Annotated in this window: 13 protein-coding genes; 8 read left to right on the top strand and 5 right to left on the bottom strand. The window is 46.5% G+C overall.

Annotated features, from left to right (window positions below; translation table 11 throughout):
• A partial coding sequence (locus JMX92_RS09800; RefSeq protein ID WP_201545412.1) for a zinc ribbon domain-containing protein occupies positions 1 to 144 on the top strand: 144 nt, incomplete at its 5' end.
• Positions 145 to 237: 93 nt separating this feature from the next.
• On the top strand, positions 238 to 783 hold the full coding sequence (locus JMX92_RS09795; RefSeq protein ID WP_227675339.1) for a GNAT family N-acetyltransferase: 546 nt from the start codon (positions 238 to 240) through the stop codon (positions 781 to 783).
• Positions 784 to 854: 71 nt separating this feature from the next.
• Here JMX92_RS09795 and JMX92_RS09790 read toward each other — a convergent pair whose 3' ends face one another.
• The 3 genes from JMX92_RS09790 to trxB form a co-directional block, all read right to left on the bottom strand.
• Entirely contained in the window at positions 855 to 1,700 is an 846-nt protein-coding gene (locus tag JMX92_RS09790; protein WP_201545410.1) for an arginyltransferase, read from the bottom strand.
• 18 nt (positions 1,701 to 1,718) lie between these two features.
• A complete protein-coding gene (gene aat / locus JMX92_RS09785) occupies positions 1,719 to 2,528 on the bottom strand; it encodes a leucyl/phenylalanyl-tRNA--protein transferase (protein WP_201545409.1) in 810 nt (269 codons plus the stop codon).
• Between the two features lie 312 nt (positions 2,529 to 2,840).
• Positions 2,841 to 3,869 carry a thioredoxin-disulfide reductase gene (trxB, locus tag JMX92_RS09780; RefSeq protein WP_201545408.1) on the bottom strand — a complete coding sequence of 343 codons (1,029 nt, stop codon included), beginning with the start codon at positions 3,867 to 3,869 and terminating at the stop codon, positions 2,841 to 2,843.
• Between the two features lie 376 nt (positions 3,870 to 4,245).
• Between trxB and JMX92_RS09775 the strand changes: the two genes are divergently transcribed.
• From JMX92_RS09775 to JMX92_RS09765, 3 genes are all read left to right on the top strand, one after another.
• On the top strand, positions 4,246 to 7,437 hold the full coding sequence (locus tag JMX92_RS09775) for a DNA translocase FtsK (RefSeq protein ID WP_201545407.1): 3,192 nt from the start codon (positions 4,246 to 4,248) through the stop codon (positions 7,435 to 7,437).
• Between the two features lie 201 nt (positions 7,438 to 7,638).
• A complete protein-coding gene (locus tag JMX92_RS09770; RefSeq protein ID WP_110816225.1) occupies positions 7,639 to 8,346 on the top strand; it encodes a pirin family protein in 708 nt (235 codons plus the stop codon).
• A gap of 174 nt (positions 8,347 to 8,520) precedes the next feature.
• The gene (locus JMX92_RS09765; protein WP_110816226.1) at positions 8,521 to 10,011 is read left to right on the top strand and encodes an amidase; all 1,491 of its coding nucleotides are present in this window, start codon (positions 8,521 to 8,523) and stop codon (positions 10,009 to 10,011) included.
• Between the two features lie 88 nt (positions 10,012 to 10,099).
• On the opposite strand, the gene JMX92_RS09760 is transcribed toward JMX92_RS09765, so the two are convergent.
• Positions 10,100 to 11,386, bottom strand: coding sequence for an NAD(P)/FAD-dependent oxidoreductase (locus JMX92_RS09760; protein ID WP_201545405.1), 1,287 nt, complete (start codon positions 11,384 to 11,386; stop codon positions 10,100 to 10,102).
• Positions 11,387 to 11,900: 514 nt separating this feature from the next.
• Between JMX92_RS09760 and acs the strand changes: the two genes are divergently transcribed.
• The 3 genes from acs (at position 11,901) to JMX92_RS09745 (ending at position 16,067) form a co-directional block, all read left to right on the top strand.
• On the top strand, positions 11,901 to 13,856 hold the full coding sequence (acs, locus tag JMX92_RS09755) for an acetate--CoA ligase (RefSeq protein ID WP_011959904.1): 1,956 nt from the start codon (positions 11,901 to 11,903) through the stop codon (positions 13,854 to 13,856).
• Between the two features lie 271 nt (positions 13,857 to 14,127).
• The gene (locus JMX92_RS09750) at positions 14,128 to 15,369 is read left to right on the top strand and encodes an NAD(P)/FAD-dependent oxidoreductase (RefSeq protein WP_201545403.1); all 1,242 of its coding nucleotides are present in this window, start codon (positions 14,128 to 14,130) and stop codon (positions 15,367 to 15,369) included.
• Between the two features lie 47 nt (positions 15,370 to 15,416).
• Positions 15,417 to 16,067 (top strand): IS1595-like element ISPssp3 family transposase, encoded by a 651-nt coding sequence (locus JMX92_RS09745; RefSeq protein WP_201545401.1) that lies wholly within the window; start codon positions 15,417 to 15,419, stop codon positions 16,065 to 16,067.
• A 128-nt stretch (positions 16,068 to 16,195) separates the two neighbouring features.
• Here JMX92_RS09745 and ribF read toward each other — a convergent pair whose 3' ends face one another.
• Positions 16,196 to 17,263 carry a riboflavin biosynthesis protein RibF gene (gene ribF, locus JMX92_RS09740; protein ID WP_201545399.1) on the bottom strand — a complete coding sequence of 356 codons (1,068 nt, stop codon included), beginning with the start codon at positions 17,261 to 17,263 and terminating at the stop codon, positions 16,196 to 16,198.
• Positions 17,264 to 17,365: the final 102 nt, after the last annotated feature.

The raw sequence follows: 17,365 nt of genomic DNA, 5'->3' as shown, positions 1-17,365 counted from the left end.
AGTCCGAGCGGTAGAGCAGGTCTTGGAATAAGAGGATGGAGGTGTGCTGAGTGTGGCACATGGCATGATAGAGATATCAATGCCGCTAAGAACATCCTTGCGGTCGGGCTTGACCGTCTAGCTGTAGGAATCCCCTCGGTTTAGCGAGGGGAGGAAGTCAATTTATGCGCATTTACCATTTTAGTGGGCTTATCTTTGCTCATAAACTACCAAATCTACTAACAAGAGCCAATGCCAATGAATCGACCTGTATCTATAGTACCCGTAAAAAATACAGCGCAGGCGGCTGACTGGGTCAAGCAAATTGCCGAGATAGAGCGTTTGGTGCAGCCACAGGATGCGTGGGATGAGCAGTCAGTGACCAAGCTTTTGCACCAAGACATTAATCATGGCTGGGTGGTGATAGCTGAGGAAAAGCTAGAGGATAACGGCTTCTTAAAGCAAACATCGCCGCAAGCCACCCCGCAGACAGTTACTGTGGCTTACTGCCTAGTTAGCACCGTATTTGAAACCGCAGAAATCTTAAGAATAGGCACTCATCCTGACTTTCAGCGCCGTGGTTATGCCCAATCCTTAATTGAGCAACTGATTGCGCAAATGCCAGATAAAGGACTTGATAGCATACTGCTGGAAGTCCGAGCCGATAATGAGGGGGCCATTAGGCTATATCAAAAGATAGGGTTTGAGGTGATTCATACCCGAAAAGGCTATTACACCTCGTCAAAGCCCTCAGGAGAAACTGAGCGCTGTGATGCACTCATTATGCAATACACACGGGCGTAAAAGGCCAAACTTAATCACTCCTGCTTACGAAGCAGCTACTAATCACTACAGCTACTAATGATTAAAGGTGACTAGTTATTAAAGGTAAGCAGCTGAGTGGCCAGTAGCTCAAGGACTTGCTCTGGGGTAGGGGCGCTCTTAAAATACTGCCAATGCCCGTGTATCAAAAGCTCAATGGGGGCGTAGTTGGTTTTATAGCGCATCTTTTGGACGGTGGGAATCCAAAATCCTAAGTAAGCATACGCTAGCCCTAAGCGCTGGGTCATCTTAATCTGTTGTAAGATGCAGTAGGCGCCTAGGCTACGCGAGTTATAACTGGGATCTGGGTCAAAAAAAGTATAAATGGCAGATAACCCATCACTTAAGCGGTCAGTTACGGCCACAGCAATCAGCTTATTATTGGGCTCACGAAACTCTAGAAATAAAGTGTCGGCCGGGCTGGCTACCAAGAACTGCTCAAAGGTATGCAGACTGGGAGGGTACATATCGCCATCAGCATGACGGGCGGAGATGTATTTTTGATATAACGCATAATGCTCGTGGGTGGCGCTGGCAGCCGGCCTTAACTGTAGGCTAACCTGAGCATTTCTATTGAGTATCTTACGATAGCGTCTTGACGGCTCAAACTCATTAACCACCACACGGCTTGAGATACATTGCTGGCAATGGGGACAGTTCGGCCGATAAAAGGCTTGACCGCTGCGGCGAAAGCCTTGTTGACACAGCTTGGTATAGCGCTCAGGGTCTATAATCTCGCCTGAGTCTAATAAAATAAAGTGCAGCTGAGAGGCACGGTCAGGCAAGTAACTACATAGACTTGGCGGTGATAAATTAACCACAAGATGCGCCTGTGAGGCGGCATTACTGGTGGGAGTATCATGGGTATCATGGGTTACGTCATCAGCGTAAGGATGCATCTAAGGTGACCTTGTGGCTTATTGTAGCTGAGGTTGAAAGCGTTGCAAGAGGGCGTTTACCGCATAACGGGTAAGCGAGAAGTCATGCCAATTAACACCAGCCTTGTGCGTGAGCTCAGATAACACGGTTAAAAAATCTTCACGTGGCATAATGGCTGCCCCCAAGCTTTGTAGATGGGGATTGGGTAGTTGACAATCTATCAGCTGAACCTGAGTGTACTGGCAAAACTGAGTCAATGCCCAAAAAGCAACTTTTGAGGCATTACTTTTATGATGGAACATCGATTCGCCAAAATAAATTTGCCCAATTTTTAGTCCATACAACCCGCCTATAAGCTGTTTGTCCTCCCAGACCTCAATACTGTGTGCGTAGCCCAACTGATGCAGCTGACAGTAAGCCTCAATCATTTCATCGTGAATCCAAGTGTCTTTAGCATAGCTACGTGGCAGGCTGCAGGCGTGTATCACAGACTCAAAGTCGCTATTAACTGACCACTGCCACTGGCTATTTTTGGCCAAGCGCTGTAGGGATTTGCTAGGCACAAAGCTGTCAGGTGCTAAAACGCAGCGCGGCTCAGGGCACCACCACGCAATGGGCTCATCTTCATTAAACCAAGGAAAAAGCCCTTGAGCGTAGGCGGATAATAAGGTCTGAGGGGCAAGATCGCCGCCCATGCCCACCAGCCCCAGACCCTCTGGGTCTACCTCACTGGGATTTGGAAACAGATAGGGGCTATCAAATAGGGGCGCCTGCGCTACGTTATCAGTCGCAGTATGGCCCGGTGCTTGGGTATAATTTGGATCATCTGTGGTCACAAAGGCATCCATTAACAGCTCATTTTTTAACAGGTCAAAGAGTAAATAACGATTAAGATCAACATCAGAATAAAAACTTGATATGTCTCAAGATATTTGATGCAGATGAGATATTTTATGCTGATATAGTAACAAGCTTAATGCGGCAAGTATATCCATTAACTTGGGCGACGGATTGAGACCCATCGTGTAAATTGCTAAAAAAAGGGCGCAACCCTAAGTGAGTTGGCCCTTTTATGTGTGTCTGTCGCGCCCTAAAATAAGCGTATACCTGATAAGCTAGGTCTTAGCGCTTGGCATTTGGCACTTGACACTATGAGACAGCTACAGATTGGCGTTGGCATCTGCGCTTAAGGTTGAATCATAGGTGTGTTCTGTGGCAGTGGCCACACCGATTGAATCTAAGTATTTTTCAGCATCTAAAGCTGCCATACAGCCTGTACCGGCAGAAGTAATGGCTTGACGATAGACATTATCTGCCACGTCACCTGCCGCAAAAACCCCTTCGACACTGGTCTGAGTGGCATTGCCTTTGGTGCCGCTGTTGACCGTAATGTACCCATCTTTCATCTCTAGCTGACCGACGAACATATCGGTATTGGGCTTATGGCCGATGGCCACGAACATACCCATAACGTCCAGCTGCTTAGTACTGCCATCTTTAGTGGATTCAATGATGATACCGTTTACGCCCATGTCATCACCGACCACTTCTTTGACTTGGTGGTTCCATTCGATGCTGACGTTGCCGTTTTTGGCTTTTTCGAACAATTTGTCTTGTAAGATTTTCTCAGAGCGCAGGCTGTCACGGCGGTGAACTAAGACCACCTCTTTGGCAATGTTGGATAAATAAAGGGCTTCTTCTACCGCAGTATTACCCCCACCAATCACCGCAATCTTTTGGTTTTTATAAAAAAATCCATCACAGGTGGCACAAGCGGATACCCCCAAACCTTTAAACTTAGTCTCAGATTCTAATTGCAAATACTGAGCTGACGCACCAGTAGCGATAATGAGCGCATCACAGGTGTAGGTACCTGAGTTGCCCTCAAGTGTGAATGGTCGTTCAGTTAGGGTGACCGAATTGATATGGTCATTGACAATCTCAGTACCAAAGCGCTCAGCGTGTGCTTTCATACGCACCATTAAGTCAGGGCCGGTGAGACCTTCGGCATCGCCTGGCCAGTTGTCTACCTCAGTGGTGGTGGTTAACTGACCGCCCATCTGCATGCCTGAAATGATGACAGGCTTTAAGTTAGCGCGCGCCGCATAAACAGCAGCTGAATAGCCGGCAGGGCCTGAGCCTAAGATAATGAGTTTTTCGTGACGAGGTGAGGTGTTCTCTTGTGTCATGAAGGTTCCTTAATGGTTATAAATAAGTAATTAATAAATGCTAAGTACAACAATTTAAACGCTCAAAATAGCAATAAAAACAGCAAATAGGCCGAATTTAAAGCCGCTTGAGAGATGCGGTGATGCCTTGTAATCGGTTATTAAGTCTGGGGTTGGTTACTACCATGAGGCCAATGGCGGGCAATAGCAAATGAGTTTTAGTCATGATATTTATTTATGTGATAAATAAGCTAACAGATGCTCGAAAGTAGAGCACAATTTGCTATTATAGAGGGTTATACAGACTAGGTTAAGCAAAATTGCTTATAAGCCAGTAGGCATAAGCTATCGGCGACCAGTTTTATTGTCTATAAGTTTTAAATGTTGGGAAAAATTAATGATAACGGCACACCTTATTTACACGCTAAAAAAAGTTACTTTCACCTTACTTGCCGTCATGCTCGCAGCTTTTGTGTTCGTTATCTTGCTTACTTACACACCCAATGACCCTAGCTGGTCACGTATTAGCAGTGATATGGGGCAGATAAGCAACATGGGCGGGGCAGTGGGGGCGTGGGTCTCCGATTTACTCTACACCTTTATGGGCTGGTCCGCTTGGTGGCTGATGGTGTTTTTGGCTTATGAAGCGGTTTGTATTTGGTGGCACCGTGAGCAAGCTTTTGGGCCATTAAGAGCCATAGGCTATGTCTTTTTGTTATTAGCCAGTTGTGGCTTAGTGGCCATCACGCCGCAGTTACTGGGCTTGATAAGTGATAATGGCGCTCGTTTTGGCGGCATTTTAGGGGCTGAAGTAGCCACTCGTTTAAGCGGTTTATTGACCATTTATGGGGCCAGTGCTTTTTTATTGGTGTTTACCCTAATTACCGCAACCTTTGTCTTTAATATTCATTGGAAGCGTGTGTTTGATGCCTTCTTAAGCCTATCTTGGCTTGGAAATGGACTCAAGCGCCAGCCTACCGTTGATGAGGCGTCACAAAAGGGTGAAAGTGAAATGGCGACGCACGTCAGTCAAGAACAGCCAGAAGATTTGGCTGCCGATGGCTCACCGCTGCTGCAGCAGCTTAAGCTGAATTTGCCTGAATCAGAAGATGATGAGGCAGTAGACCTTGCCTCTGAGCCGTCTACCGCTCACGCCAGTAACCCCAGTCTTAGCAATGTGCTTGATGACTTTTTAGTAAATTCAGGATTAACAGAGAGTATCTTGGCGTTACAAGAGCAAGAAGCTCAAGAGGCGCACCAAGCCAAGAGCGCAGCTCAAGCACCTGTGACAGCAGCCAATGGCTCAATAGCACCGGAGAGCAGCCTGATAAAAAAGCAGGAGCCTAGCTTCGCTTGGAATGATCAAGATGTGATTAATGAGCTGCTTGATGAGCAAGCGCTGCCGACGGCCGTGGCCAATAGCGTAGACGCCTCATCGCCCTCTATGGCAGACAGTAGTACTCAGACACAGCAGGCTACCGATTACTCAGTATCACCATCACCCAGCGAAGCCAAGGCACCTATCGACAATGCTGACAATACTGCCCCTGCTGATACTCATAACTTTGATATCGAGCAGCAGGATTTTGACGTATATGATGTAAAAGTACCTGACACAGCACAAGCTCAGCAAGAGACAGTTACTGATGCCACTGATGTCACTGATGAGAGTGAGTTGTCGATAAATAAAGCCGCTGCAACACAGAGCGAGCTTGAGACCGACGACCAAACAGCGCTTTATGATGCTAAAGATGAAGGTGGTTATTTAGACAATAATAATGCCGATCAAGACACTAAATTAGAGACGCCGTTAGAGGATGTTGAACAAAATGTTGAGCACAATGTTGAGCCACCAGCATTTGTGGATCTAACGCCAACCAATACCCCACCTTCCAACCCCAAAAAACCACATGAGCCGCAGCCGGCATCAGAGCCTACGCAGGCAGCGCCAACCATTCGCTTTGCTACCCCTGAGGGCGATGCCAGCAATCATATTGAAGATATGATGCCGGATGTTGATGAAGATGAGTTTGTGTTGCCCGAGATTCATGACGATACAGCTTATGCTTCGACCAGCCGTGCTATGCAAACAGCTAAGTATCGTGAAGGGCTGTCACCCATTCCTGAATTATCGATCTTGGACAAACCTGATCCAGATCGCAAGCCGAGCTATACCCAGCAGGAACTGGCGCAATTATCAGAGCTGCTAGAGATCAAACTGCAAGAGTTTAATGTAAAAGCTGAAGTGGTTAATGCGATTCCAGGACCTGTAGTAACCCGCTTTGAGGTAGATTTAGCGCCTGGGGTTAAGGCCAGTAAAGTTACGGGTATCTCCCGAGATTTGGCCCGCTCTTTATCTATGGCGTCCTTGCGTGTGGTAGAGGTGATCCCTGGCAAGCCATTTATTGGTATTGAGGTGCCCAATAAGAAGCGTGAAATGGTGCGCTTGATTGAGCTGCTACAAACCGAAGATTACAAAAACCCTAAGGCCCAGATTAGTATGGCGATGGGTAAAGACATTGGTGGCAAGCCAATTATCACTGACCTAGCACGAGCCCCACATATGCTGGTGGCTGGTACCACAGGGTCAGGTAAGTCAGTCTTGGTCAACGCTATGCTGCTGTCGATGCTACTTAAATATAAGCCCTCTGAGCTGCGCTTAATATTAATTGATCCTAAACAATTAGAGTTGGCCAACTACAATGATATTCCGCACCTGTTAACCCCTGTGGTGACCGATATGAATGAGGCGGCTAGTAGTTTATCTTGGTGTGTGGCTGAGATGGAGCGCCGTTATCAGCTTATGAGCTTATTAAAAGTGCGTAAATTGGGCGAATTTAACAAAAAAGTCATTGCCGCTGAGAAGGCCGGCCGGCCTATTATCGACCCTTTATGGCGCCCAAATGACAGCGTCAGTATCGATAAAGCGCCTAAGCTTAAGACACTGCCTATGATTGTCATCGTGGCGGACGAATTTGCCGATATGATTATGCAAGTGGGTAAGCAAGCTGAAGAGCTGATCACCCGTCTGGCTCAGAAGTCTCGTGCTGCGGGTATTCACTTAATGTTAGCGACCCAGCGTCCTTCGGTAGATGTTATTACGGGTCTTATCAAAGCCAATATTCCGGTACGTGCAGCGCTACGCGTTAACTCAAAAGTCGATTCACGCACCATTTTGGACGCTGGCGGTGCTGAGGATATGCTTGGTAATGGTGATATGCTGTTTTTAGGCCCAGGCCAAATTGAGCCTGATCGCGTACACGGTGCTTATGTCAGTGATGAGGAGGTCAACCGAGTCTGTGATGCCTGGCGTGAACGGGGCGCCCCAGATTATATTGACAATATGGCCAGCAACTTTGAATTAACTAGTCCAAGCAGCAGTGGCGCAGGCAATACCTCTGGTGAAGACGATGCGCTTTATGACGAGGCGGTGGCTTTTGTCATGGAGACCCGCAAAGTATCTGCTTCGAGCATCCAGCGTAAGTTTAGTATTGGTTATAACCGAGCAGCACGAATTGTAGACTCTATGGAGGAGGCCGGATTGGTAAGCTCTATGGGTAAAAGTGGTAAGCGTGAATTATTAATGTAGCCATAAAATAGGATTAAAGCCTTATTATATATAGGATGAACGGGTTATTGGGCACTATATTAACCCTTATTAAACAGTCACTTTAGCCCTAAATGAACTCTTTACACAATTAAACTAAAGTTAACAGTCAGGCATATTGGTTAAGCTCAAATGTATGATATAATGACCTCGTTTAATTGATACTAAGAATAAGGACACCCTATGAAAACTATCTTACACAGATCAAATACTCGTGGTGACGCTGACCATGGCTGGCTAAAAAGTAAACATACCTTTAGCTTCGCCAACTATTACAACCCTGCTCGTATGGGCTTTGGTGCTCTACGTGTGATTAATGATGATCACGTAGAAGGGGGTAATGGTTTTGGTACGCATCCTCACCGTGATATGGAAATTATTTCTATTCCAACCTCAGGTAGACTTGCGCATAAAGATTCTATCGGTACAAACGGCATCATCGAAAGTGGTGAGATCCAAGTTATGTCTGCTGGTACCGGTATTGTGCACAGTGAGATGAATGGCACCGCCAATGAGCCAGTAAAATTCTTCCAAATTTGGGTTGTGCCTAACAAGCAAGGTGTTCAGCCTCGCTATCAGCAGTTAAAAATCGCTGATATGTTACAGCCTAATGAGTTTGGTCAGATTTTATCGCCCAACCCAGACGACGCTGGCGTATGGATTCACCAAGATGCCTGGTTCCACATGGGTAATCTAGATAAAGGCGTAACCGCTCATTACGACCTAAAAAATAAAAATAATGGCGTCTATGCATTGGTTATTGAAGGTCAAGTCAAGATTGGTGATGAAATCCTAGACAGACGTGATGGTATGGGTATCACAGAGGTAACAGGCTTTGATGTAGAAGCCTTAGCGGACTCTCGCGTGTTACTGATGGAAGTACCGGTTTAAGGTAATCTTCACTGCCTAAAGCCTTAGAATGACAACAAAAAGCCAAACTTTCGAGTTTGGCTTTTTTATCATCTTTAAGATAAGCTAGGATAAAGATTTGCCTAACTATTTTGTCAAAATGACCTAAGCTCTCAAAAGAGCCAATTTACCCCCCAAACACGAGCAGAGGACGCTATGTTTAAAGAATACCCGCAATATGATGCCATAGGATTGGCAGCGCTTATTAGATCCGGTGAAATCAGTGCCAAACAGGCTCTAGATGCGGCTATATATCAGGCCAATAGGCTAAATCCTAAGCTTAACGCCATCATTCATCGATTTGATGAGCGGGCATTTAACGAAGTGCAGCGAGGCTTGCCTCAAGGCATATTCACTGGGGTGCCTTATTTATTAAAAGATTTAAATTACTTATTTGCCGATGAGCCGATTAAAATGGGCAGCCGCAGCGTTCATATTGTGCCAGAGCAAGACAACGAGCTGGTAAAACGCATGCGAGCCACTGGCGTCAATACCTTTGGTAAAACCAATACCCCAGAGTTTGGCTTAATTATTACCACAGAGCCTAAGTCTTATGGCGCCACCCATAATCCATTTAAAAAAGGCTATAGCAGCGGCGGCTCATCAGGTGGCAGTGCTGCAGCAGTGAGTGCCGGTATCGTACCTATGGCAGGTGGCGGTGATGGGGGTGGCTCTATTCGCTTCCCATCCGCTTGGTGCGGCGTGTTTGGCTTAAAGCCCAGTCGTGGCCGTAATCCCAGTGGTCCTCTCTATGCTGAAGGCTGGGAGGGAGCTGTGGCCGACCATGTGATTACCCGCAGTGTGCGCGACAGTGCCGCCATGCTTGATGCCACGGCTGGTAGAGAGGTTGGCTCAGCGTTTGTGACACAGGCCTCTGATAACGGCCAGTTTTTACAGGCCACACAGACACCGTCTAAACCGTTAAAGATTGCGCTGATGCAAGCGCCTTTGTTTCCAGGTGCCACAGTAGACAAAGAGGTGCTGGCGGTACTAGAAAAAACAGCACGGCAGCTTGAAGATATGGGGCACACAATAGACTATGCCGCCCCAAACATTGATATTGACCGCATGTGGCGAGATTTTTTTACAGTGGTGTGTGCTCATACGGCGCATTTTGTGGAAGATTTGTCGCTGCGCTATGGGCCGCAGCAAGTTGCTAATCTGGAGCCACAGACTCGAAATATGGTCATGATAGGACGCTCGCTAAGTGTGATTGACCTACTTAAAGCCAAGCAAGGCTGGCATGACGTACAGTACCAGACCGGACTGATTCTTGAGCAGTACGATATGATTTTATGCCCGACGGTGCCGACGCCTGCAGTTAAGCATGGGGTGCTGCCGCCCAGTCGTATTGATGAGCTACTGCTTAATGTTAGCGGCTTGATTGATCGAGGCGTTAATCTGGGTAAATGGATTTATAACTCAAGCTTGGTCGAGAAGCTAAGCGCACCGGTATTAAGCAAAATGGCCTTTACGACTTTGGGCAATATTACAGGTCTACCGGCCATGTCAGTCCCGCTAGGCATGAGCAATAAGGGCTTACCGATTGGCATGCAATTTATTGGGCGTATGAATGATGAGGCGAGGCTTTTTGCTTTGGCAGCAGACTTTGAGCGGGCAGGACTATTTACCGATCCGGCCATTTAATACTCTCTACGTTGATTTGTTAAGGTAGCCACTATAAACAGAGCCTATGACGATATATATTAGGCTCTTTATAAATAGCTTTAGTCCCCTAGACCACCTCACCACAAGCCTTACCACTGGCCCATGCCCACTGAAAATTATAGCCGCCAAGCCAGCCTGTCACATCGAGCACTTCACCGATAAAGTATAAGTTTGGCTGCTTTTTACTCTCAAAGGTCTTTGAGGACACCTCATCAGTATTTACGCCGCCTCGGGTAACCTCAGCGGTGCGATAGCCTTCAGTGCCTGAGGGATTAATGGTCCAATTATTAATTTTGTCGCCGATAGTATCTAACGCCTCGTCTTTAATATTGGCAAGCTCTTTGTCTTTAAAATCTGACCAATGTAAGTCCTGTAGCGCCAGCAATAGTTTTTTTGGAAAGTATTCAGTCAATACGCTGCGAATTAATTGTTTTGGATGCTGAGCTTTGGCTTGTTTTAATAACTCAGCGATATCCACATTAGGCACCAAGTTAATGTGTATCGCTTCGCCCACCTGCCAGTAGTTGGAAAGCTGTAGCATGGCCGGGCCTGATAATCCTCGGTGTGTAAACAGCATGGGTCTTGGGAATGAAATGCGCTCATTAAAGGCGATCACATCAAGGCTAATGCCCGCCAATGAAGCGATGACCTCACCGACCTTATCGGTAAAGGTGAAGGGAACTAAGCCGGCTGAAGTCTTGATGATTTGGTGTCCGAACTGCTCAGCCACCTCATAGCCAAAGCCGGTCGCACCCATAGTCGGAATCGATAAGCCACCGGTGGCGATAACCAGTGAGTGACAATGAATGGTCTGTTTTGAGGTCTCAACAATGAAGCCTTGTTTATCGTTATCTTGTGGCAAAGACTTAATAGAAATAATATCAGTTTTTAATTGGACTTTAGCGCCAGCTTCTGAGCATTCATCAAGTAATAGATTTAGGATGTCTTTTGACGAGTCATCACAGAACAGCTGTCCGTAATCACGCTCATGATAGGGGACACCATGCTTTTCTACCAGCCCAATAAACTCCCAAGGGTTGTAGCGGGTGAGCGCCGATTTACAAAAGTGTGCGTTGCTGGCGATAAAGTTCTCAGGCTCGACCACATAGTTGGTAAAGTTACAGCGCCCGCCACCTGACATAAGAATTTTCTTTCCCGCTTTATTGGCGTGATCAATGACCAATACCGATCGGCCGCGCTGAGCTGCGGTAAACGCGCAGTATAGACCAGAGGCGCCGGCGCCTATGATCAGTACATCGACCGATTTGTTTAAGCCTTGGTGTGCAGATGCACAGGTGGTATCTAAACAGGCGCTATTAAGGTGTTTATGAGAGTATGCTTGGTTTTGGGTCATGAATATGGCTTTTTAAATAAGAGTGAATTAAGAAGGGCTAGGCGGCCGGTGGTTGGCAATAGGTCAGGCCAAGCTGATAATTAGTTTGCGTATAAATTTAAGGTAAGTCTCAGTTATCACGCGGTCGCTGATAATTTTTATAGGGTATATGGTGGTTAAAATAGGTCAATAGACGGCTCTAAAAAGGTGATAAATTTATAAAAATTATAAAGATTTTAGGGGGTTAGATAAAATAACAGTTTACAACTGTAGCAAAATCTAGTAAAACTATTAGGGTAACAGTCACAAGGATAGGACTGAGTAAACCGGCAATCAAGGTCGAGGCAGCGACTGTAGGGCATAAAATAAAAGATAACCTCTTAATTTGCCTGCCTTATTATAAGCCTACCAGGTTTGCTACTGGTTTTATCCTATTTTATCACGATAACGCAGCAGATTAAGCCTGCTATTAACGGTTTAACACCCGGTGATCTCTAGGACAAGAGTCACAATAAAATAAAAAGGACTTTATTATATGAAACAGTTTCCAATTAGCCCCGAATTCTCAGCTCAAGCCAACATTACTCCTGAAAAATACGCACAAATCTACCAAGAGTCAATTGAGTCTCCTGAAAGCAATGAAGCTTTTTGGGCAAAACGAGCAGAGCTAATTGATTGGATCAAAAAACCCACCAAAATCAAAGACGTCAATTACGACTTAGATAATTTTAGAATTAAGTGGTATGAAGATGGTGAGCTGAACGTTTCGGTGAACTGTCTCGACCGTCATCTGGCAGACAACCCTTACAAGCCGGCCATCATCTGGGAAGGCGATCACCCTGCACTACACAAGATCATCTCCTTTAAAGAGCTGCATTCAGAAGTATGCCGTCTGGGTAATGCCATGCGCAAAATGGGCGTGGGCAAAGGCGACAGAGTGGTATTGTATCTGCCAATGGTGCCAGAAGCTGTGGTGTCTATGCTGGCGTGTGCCCGTATTGGGGCGATTCATACTGTCGTATTTGGTGGCTTCTCAGCTGAAAGTTTGGCCAGTCGTATTATCGATAGCCAAGCCAAATTGGTCATCACAGCAGATGAAGGGGTGCGTGGTGGCAAATACACGCCGCTAAAAACCAATGTAGACAAAGCGCTCGATGTTGACGGCACAGAATGTGTGGAGCGAGTGGTTGTGGTACACCGTACCGGCAACTCAGTGCCAATGAGTGGCCGCCGTGATGCTTGGTATCATACGCTCATTGATAACTCCAATGAAGACTGCCCACCTGAAACCATGAATGCTGAAGACCCACTGTTCTTACTGTACACCTCAGGGTCAACCGGTAAGCCCAAGGGCGTGGTACACACCACGGGTGGTTATTTGACCTATGCCTTATCGACCTTTAGAGATGTGTTCGATATCAAGCAAGATGATGTGTTCTGGTGTACGGCTGATGTGGGCTGGGTGACCGGTCACAGCTATGTCACTTATGGGCCGCTGGCCAATGGAACCACCACAGTGATGTTCGAGGGGGTACCGCAGTATCCGACTTGGGCGCGTATTGGTCAAATCATCGATAAGCATGATGTGAGCATCTTATATACCGCACCGACTGCCATTCGGGCCATGATGAAAGAGGGGGATGCTTATGTACGTGAGTCAAATCGTGAAAGCTTACGCTTATTGGGTACGGTGGGTGAGCCTATTAACCCTGAAGCTTGGGACTGGTATCACGCTGTGGTTGGTGAAGGACGTTGTCCTATCGTTGATACTTGGTGGCAGACTGAGACGGGCGGTATTTTGATGGCTCCGCTGCCAAACTCAGTGGACATGAAGCCAGGTGCTGCTATGAACCCTTTATATGGCATCAAGCCGGCTATTGTTGACTCAGAAGGCGTGCAACTAGAGGGCTGCTCGACTGCGGGTAACTTAATTATTACTGACGGCTGGCCGGGTCAAATGCGCACCATTTATGGCGATCATAAGCGCTTCTTAGAGACCTACTATACCACTTATCCTGGCAGCTATTTTACAGGTGATGGCGCAATGCGTGATGAGGAAGGTCATTACTGGATTACCGGCCGTGTCGATGACGTGCTGAATGTATCAGGCCACCGTATCGGTACCGCTGAGATTGAAAGCGCCTTGGTGTCGCACCCAGCTGCCGCTGAAACGGCCATTGTCGGAATGCCGCATGAGCTAAAAGGTCAAGGTATCTGTGCTTATATCATCTTAAGAAATGGGGAAGAAGATACCGAAAGATTGCGTAATGAGCTTAACCGCCATGTGCGTGCAGAAATTGGCCCGATTGCTAACTTAGATGCCATGTATATTGTTGAGGCGCTACCTAAGACCCGCTCGGGCAAAATCATGCGCCGCATCTTACGTAAGCTTGCTGCCGGTGAGTTCGATGGTCTAGGCGATACCTCAACGCTTGCAGATGCCAGCGTGGTTGATGACTTAATCAATACCGTTAAGGCCGCTCAAGCCTAATTGCTTAGCGCCAATAGCCCACGGGCAAGGCACGGCTGTTTTTATTAAAAAAAGATACGAGTTTATTGACCAGTTTACTGATATACCACCGCTTAAGACATTAGGCGGTGGTTTTTTATTGGATTTAATAGGATATCCTTTATATGGGCTAAAGCTTATTTTACTGGCCAAAGCTTAGTAGATTTGCCACAATGAACCACGCTAATACAGCGCAGGGCTCCGCTTATCTTTTTATCTATCACCCTCTTTTTATTCTTATAATGGCTTATCTATGACTGCTAATACCTTTAATACCGAGACTGCACGCTCGCCGCTCGTTTGTGATGCACAGGCACAGCCAGAGCAAAAGGAGTCAGTGACTCGTATTGCCATTATTGGTGCTGGGTTGACAGGGCTGATGAGTGCGCAGCTGTTAGAGCAAGCATTTTTGCGGCAGGGCCGGGCTGTGGCCATCGAACTATTCGAAAAATCTGCCGGGGTCGGGCGTCTGGCGACTCGTTACAAAAAGCCGCCGAGCGGGGGAGATAGGCTGTGGCAGTTCGACTTTGGCGCGCAGTTTTTTACCGCAAAATCAGAGGCATTTCAGCAGTATTTGCAGCCTTGGATTCATCGTAAGACCATTGAGCCTTGGCAGGCTAAGGTAGCTCAGGTAGCTATAGTAGATGAGGGGTTACCGCACAATCCAGTTAGTCATATTGAGCCTGCTAAAGTTTGGGCAGATAGCCAGCCGCGCTATATTGCCACTCCAAAGATGACCCATTTTGGCCGTGAGTTGGCCAAAGCTCTGACCCATACGGCTATCAAGTACAAGACTCGAGTTGCGCCTTTATCTAGTCAATCCATCATACAGGCTGCACCAACCGCTACACATTCTGCACATACAGACACACTCACTGGTGACTATAAAACGTTATTGTGCGATGAGCAGGGTATAGTCTTAGGCAGCTATGATTGGGTTATCTGTACTGCGCCGCAAGCGCAAGCGGTTGAGCTATTTGCCGATACAGACTTTGCCCATTTGCAGGCCATTCAATTGCCTCAGATGCTGGCATGCTATAGCCTAATGCTCGGCTGGAATCAGGGGCAAGTATTACCGCAAGTACTACAAGATAAAGACTCAGACATACTGCAAGTGAATGATAAACACGCTGTGATAGAGACTGTCTTTGCTGAGCACCATAAGCCTGGCCGAGAGCAGCTGCTGCCAAGTATAACCCTTCATGCCTCAAATAATTGGGCACAGGCCAATGTCGATCAAGATATTGAGCAAGTTAAAGCGCTCATGTATCAAGCTGCACGGCAGATACTAAGCTGGGATGAGGACAGTGCTCCGGAGTATGTGGACTGTCATCGTTGGCGCTATGCCGCTACGCAGCAGCCCTGTGTCAGTGACTATATCGCCTATGCAGATACAAAAAAACAGTGGATTGTCACTGGAGACTGGTGCGATGAGGGGCGTATCGAAAGCTGCTTTAAAGCGGCCAGTGCGGTGGTTAAGCTTATTACACATTAATTTTTTAGGGGCTGTCCTAGATAAATAAAATTATTTAGGATAGCACTATGAGAAAGAGTAAACTAAGTTGGTATAAACAAAACAGACTCATCGAGTTATTTGTTGCTGGTTCTACCGCGAGAACAGCAGCAAGCCTAATTAGTGTTAATAAAACCACAGCCAGTTATTACTTTCATAGGCTACGAGTGCTTATTTACGAGAATAGCCAAGACCCTGGTCTATTTGAAGGCGAAATCGAAGTAGACGAATCATACTTTGGTGGCACTCGTAAAGGCAAGCGAGGGCGAGGTGCTGGTAGCAAAGTGCCCGTGTTTGGTCTATTAAAGCGTAATGGCAAGGTCTACGCTTGTATTATACCCAATGCTAAAGCAGATACTTTGATCCCCATCATAAGAGAAAAAGTGAAGCCTGATAGCATTGTTTATACTGACTCATTTAAAAGCTATAACGCATTAGATGTCAGTGAGTTTACTCATTATCGTATCAACCACTCCAAAACCTTTGTTAATGACAAGAATCACATTAATGGTATAGAGAACTTTTGGAACCAAGCTAAACGGCATCTACGCAAGTTTAACGGAGTTCCAAAAGAGCATTTTCACCTCTATTTAAAGGAATGTGAGTGGCGTTTTAATCACAGTGACCCAAAGTCGCAATTACTACAATTAAAACAATGGGTTAAACAGGGTTTGAACTAGTTATCTAGGACAGCCCCATTTTTTATATTAATTGGGCTTGCTAAAGCTTTTATGGCGTTGTTATCAACAAGGGGACAGATGCCTGATCTGTCCCCTTGTTGATGGGCATAATTTATAGCAAACATAGCTTATTGGGCTTGGTTACGCCACTCAATTAAGTCTGCCACATCTTGCTGGATACCCGCTTTGAGAGCTTCTAGGCCATCATACTTACGTTCATCATGTAGGTGATGTAAAAATCTTACTTGCAATGTTTTGCCATATAAATCACCTGAGAACTTAGGGAAGAATACCTCTAAGCGCCACTCGTGAGGCTTATCAACTGTAGGGCGAATACCGATATTTGCTGTGCCAAATAGGCTGTGTGGACGTAGGCCAGATATGCCTAACTGTTCAGGCTGCGCTAAGTGGGCAAACGCGTTTTTTATCACTGCGCCTTGCTCATCTAAAACCACCACATCCACCCCATAGACACCGTGCAGCGCAGGTCGTACGCGATTGAGCTCAATATTGGCGGTCGGAAAGTCTAAGGTGCGGCCGATTTTATCACCGCCCACCACCTCACCTGTAATGCTGTAATCTCTATTTAACAAATGATTGGCCATGCGCAAGTCACCTGCCAATAAGAGCTCACGAATTCTAGTAGAGCTGATACGATTGTCACTTAAGTCCTCTGCGACACCAGATGCGATGGCTTGGGTATCGGTAATGGTATGCAAGTTAGTTACAGGTAAGCCGTAACTGCGTAAAAAGGCACTGTCACCGGTGCGGTCATGACCAAACCTAAAGTCGTCGCCGAGCACCAAGGCCTGCACATTTAAATACTGGGTCAGCATGTCAGCAAACTCAGTGGCCGATAACGAGCGAAAAGCCTCATCAAACTTAGCCACCACCACGGTATCAATACCAAAGTCTTTGAGCAGTGTTAGCTTCTCATCTTGAGAGGTAAGGCGGGCAGGCGCTGACTCAGGATCGCCTTTTAATTGGGCAAAATACTCTCTAGGCTGCGGTTCAAAAATCATCACCATTGACGATAATTGCTGCTGTTTGGCAGTGTCTTGCAACTGCTTTAGCATGGCTTGATGACCCAGATGAACACCATCAAAATTACCAATGGTTAGAACACTAGCTGAGGCTAGGGCGGGGTCGCTTTTGGTGCCATGTATGGTGGCCAAGTCTAAAAAAATTGTTTTCATAAAGCCTTATCGATAAACACAATGATAGATGCAAGTTACTGGTGCAGCATTTAAGGGCTGAGCAGTAGGTGGCAAATAGTGAAATAGTAATATAGGGCTACT

This window comes from Psychrobacter sp. H7-1 (assembly GCF_904846585.1).
GTDB lineage: Bacteria > Pseudomonadota > Gammaproteobacteria > Pseudomonadales > Moraxellaceae > Psychrobacter > Psychrobacter raelei.
The sequence above is the reverse complement of the archived record's forward strand: the minus strand, read 5'-3'. Positions and strand labels throughout refer to the sequence as shown.

Coding starts and splice junctions, on each gene's coding strand:
- JMX92_RS09790 (WP_201545410.1), bottom strand. CDS start 1,700: ATGCATCCTTACGCTGATGACGTAACCCATGATACCCATGATACTCCC.
- ribF (WP_201545399.1), bottom strand. CDS start 17,263: ATGAAAACAATTTTTTTAGACTTGGCCACCATACATGGCACCAAAAGC.
- aat (WP_201545409.1), bottom strand. CDS start 2,528: ATGGATGCCTTTGTGACCACAGATGATCCAAATTATACCCAAGCACCG.
- JMX92_RS09765 (WP_110816226.1), top strand. CDS start 8,521: ATGTTTAAAGAATACCCGCAATATGATGCCATAGGATTGGCAGCGCTT.
- JMX92_RS09745 (WP_201545401.1), top strand. CDS start 15,417: ATGAGAAAGAGTAAACTAAGTTGGTATAAACAAAACAGACTCATCGAG.
- JMX92_RS09770 (WP_110816225.1), top strand. CDS start 7,639: ATGAAAACTATCTTACACAGATCAAATACTCGTGGTGACGCTGACCAT.
- JMX92_RS09750 (WP_201545403.1), top strand. CDS start 14,128: ATGACTGCTAATACCTTTAATACCGAGACTGCACGCTCGCCGCTCGTT.
- acs (WP_011959904.1), top strand. CDS start 11,901: ATGAAACAGTTTCCAATTAGCCCCGAATTCTCAGCTCAAGCCAACATT.
- JMX92_RS09760 (WP_201545405.1), bottom strand. CDS start 11,386: ATGACCCAAAACCAAGCATACTCTCATAAACACCTTAATAGCGCCTGT.
- JMX92_RS09775 (WP_201545407.1), top strand. CDS start 4,246: ATGATAACGGCACACCTTATTTACACGCTAAAAAAAGTTACTTTCACC.
- JMX92_RS09795 (WP_227675339.1), top strand. CDS start 238: ATGAATCGACCTGTATCTATAGTACCCGTAAAAAATACAGCGCAGGCG.
- trxB (WP_201545408.1), bottom strand. CDS start 3,869: ATGACACAAGAGAACACCTCACCTCGTCACGAAAAACTCATTATCTTA.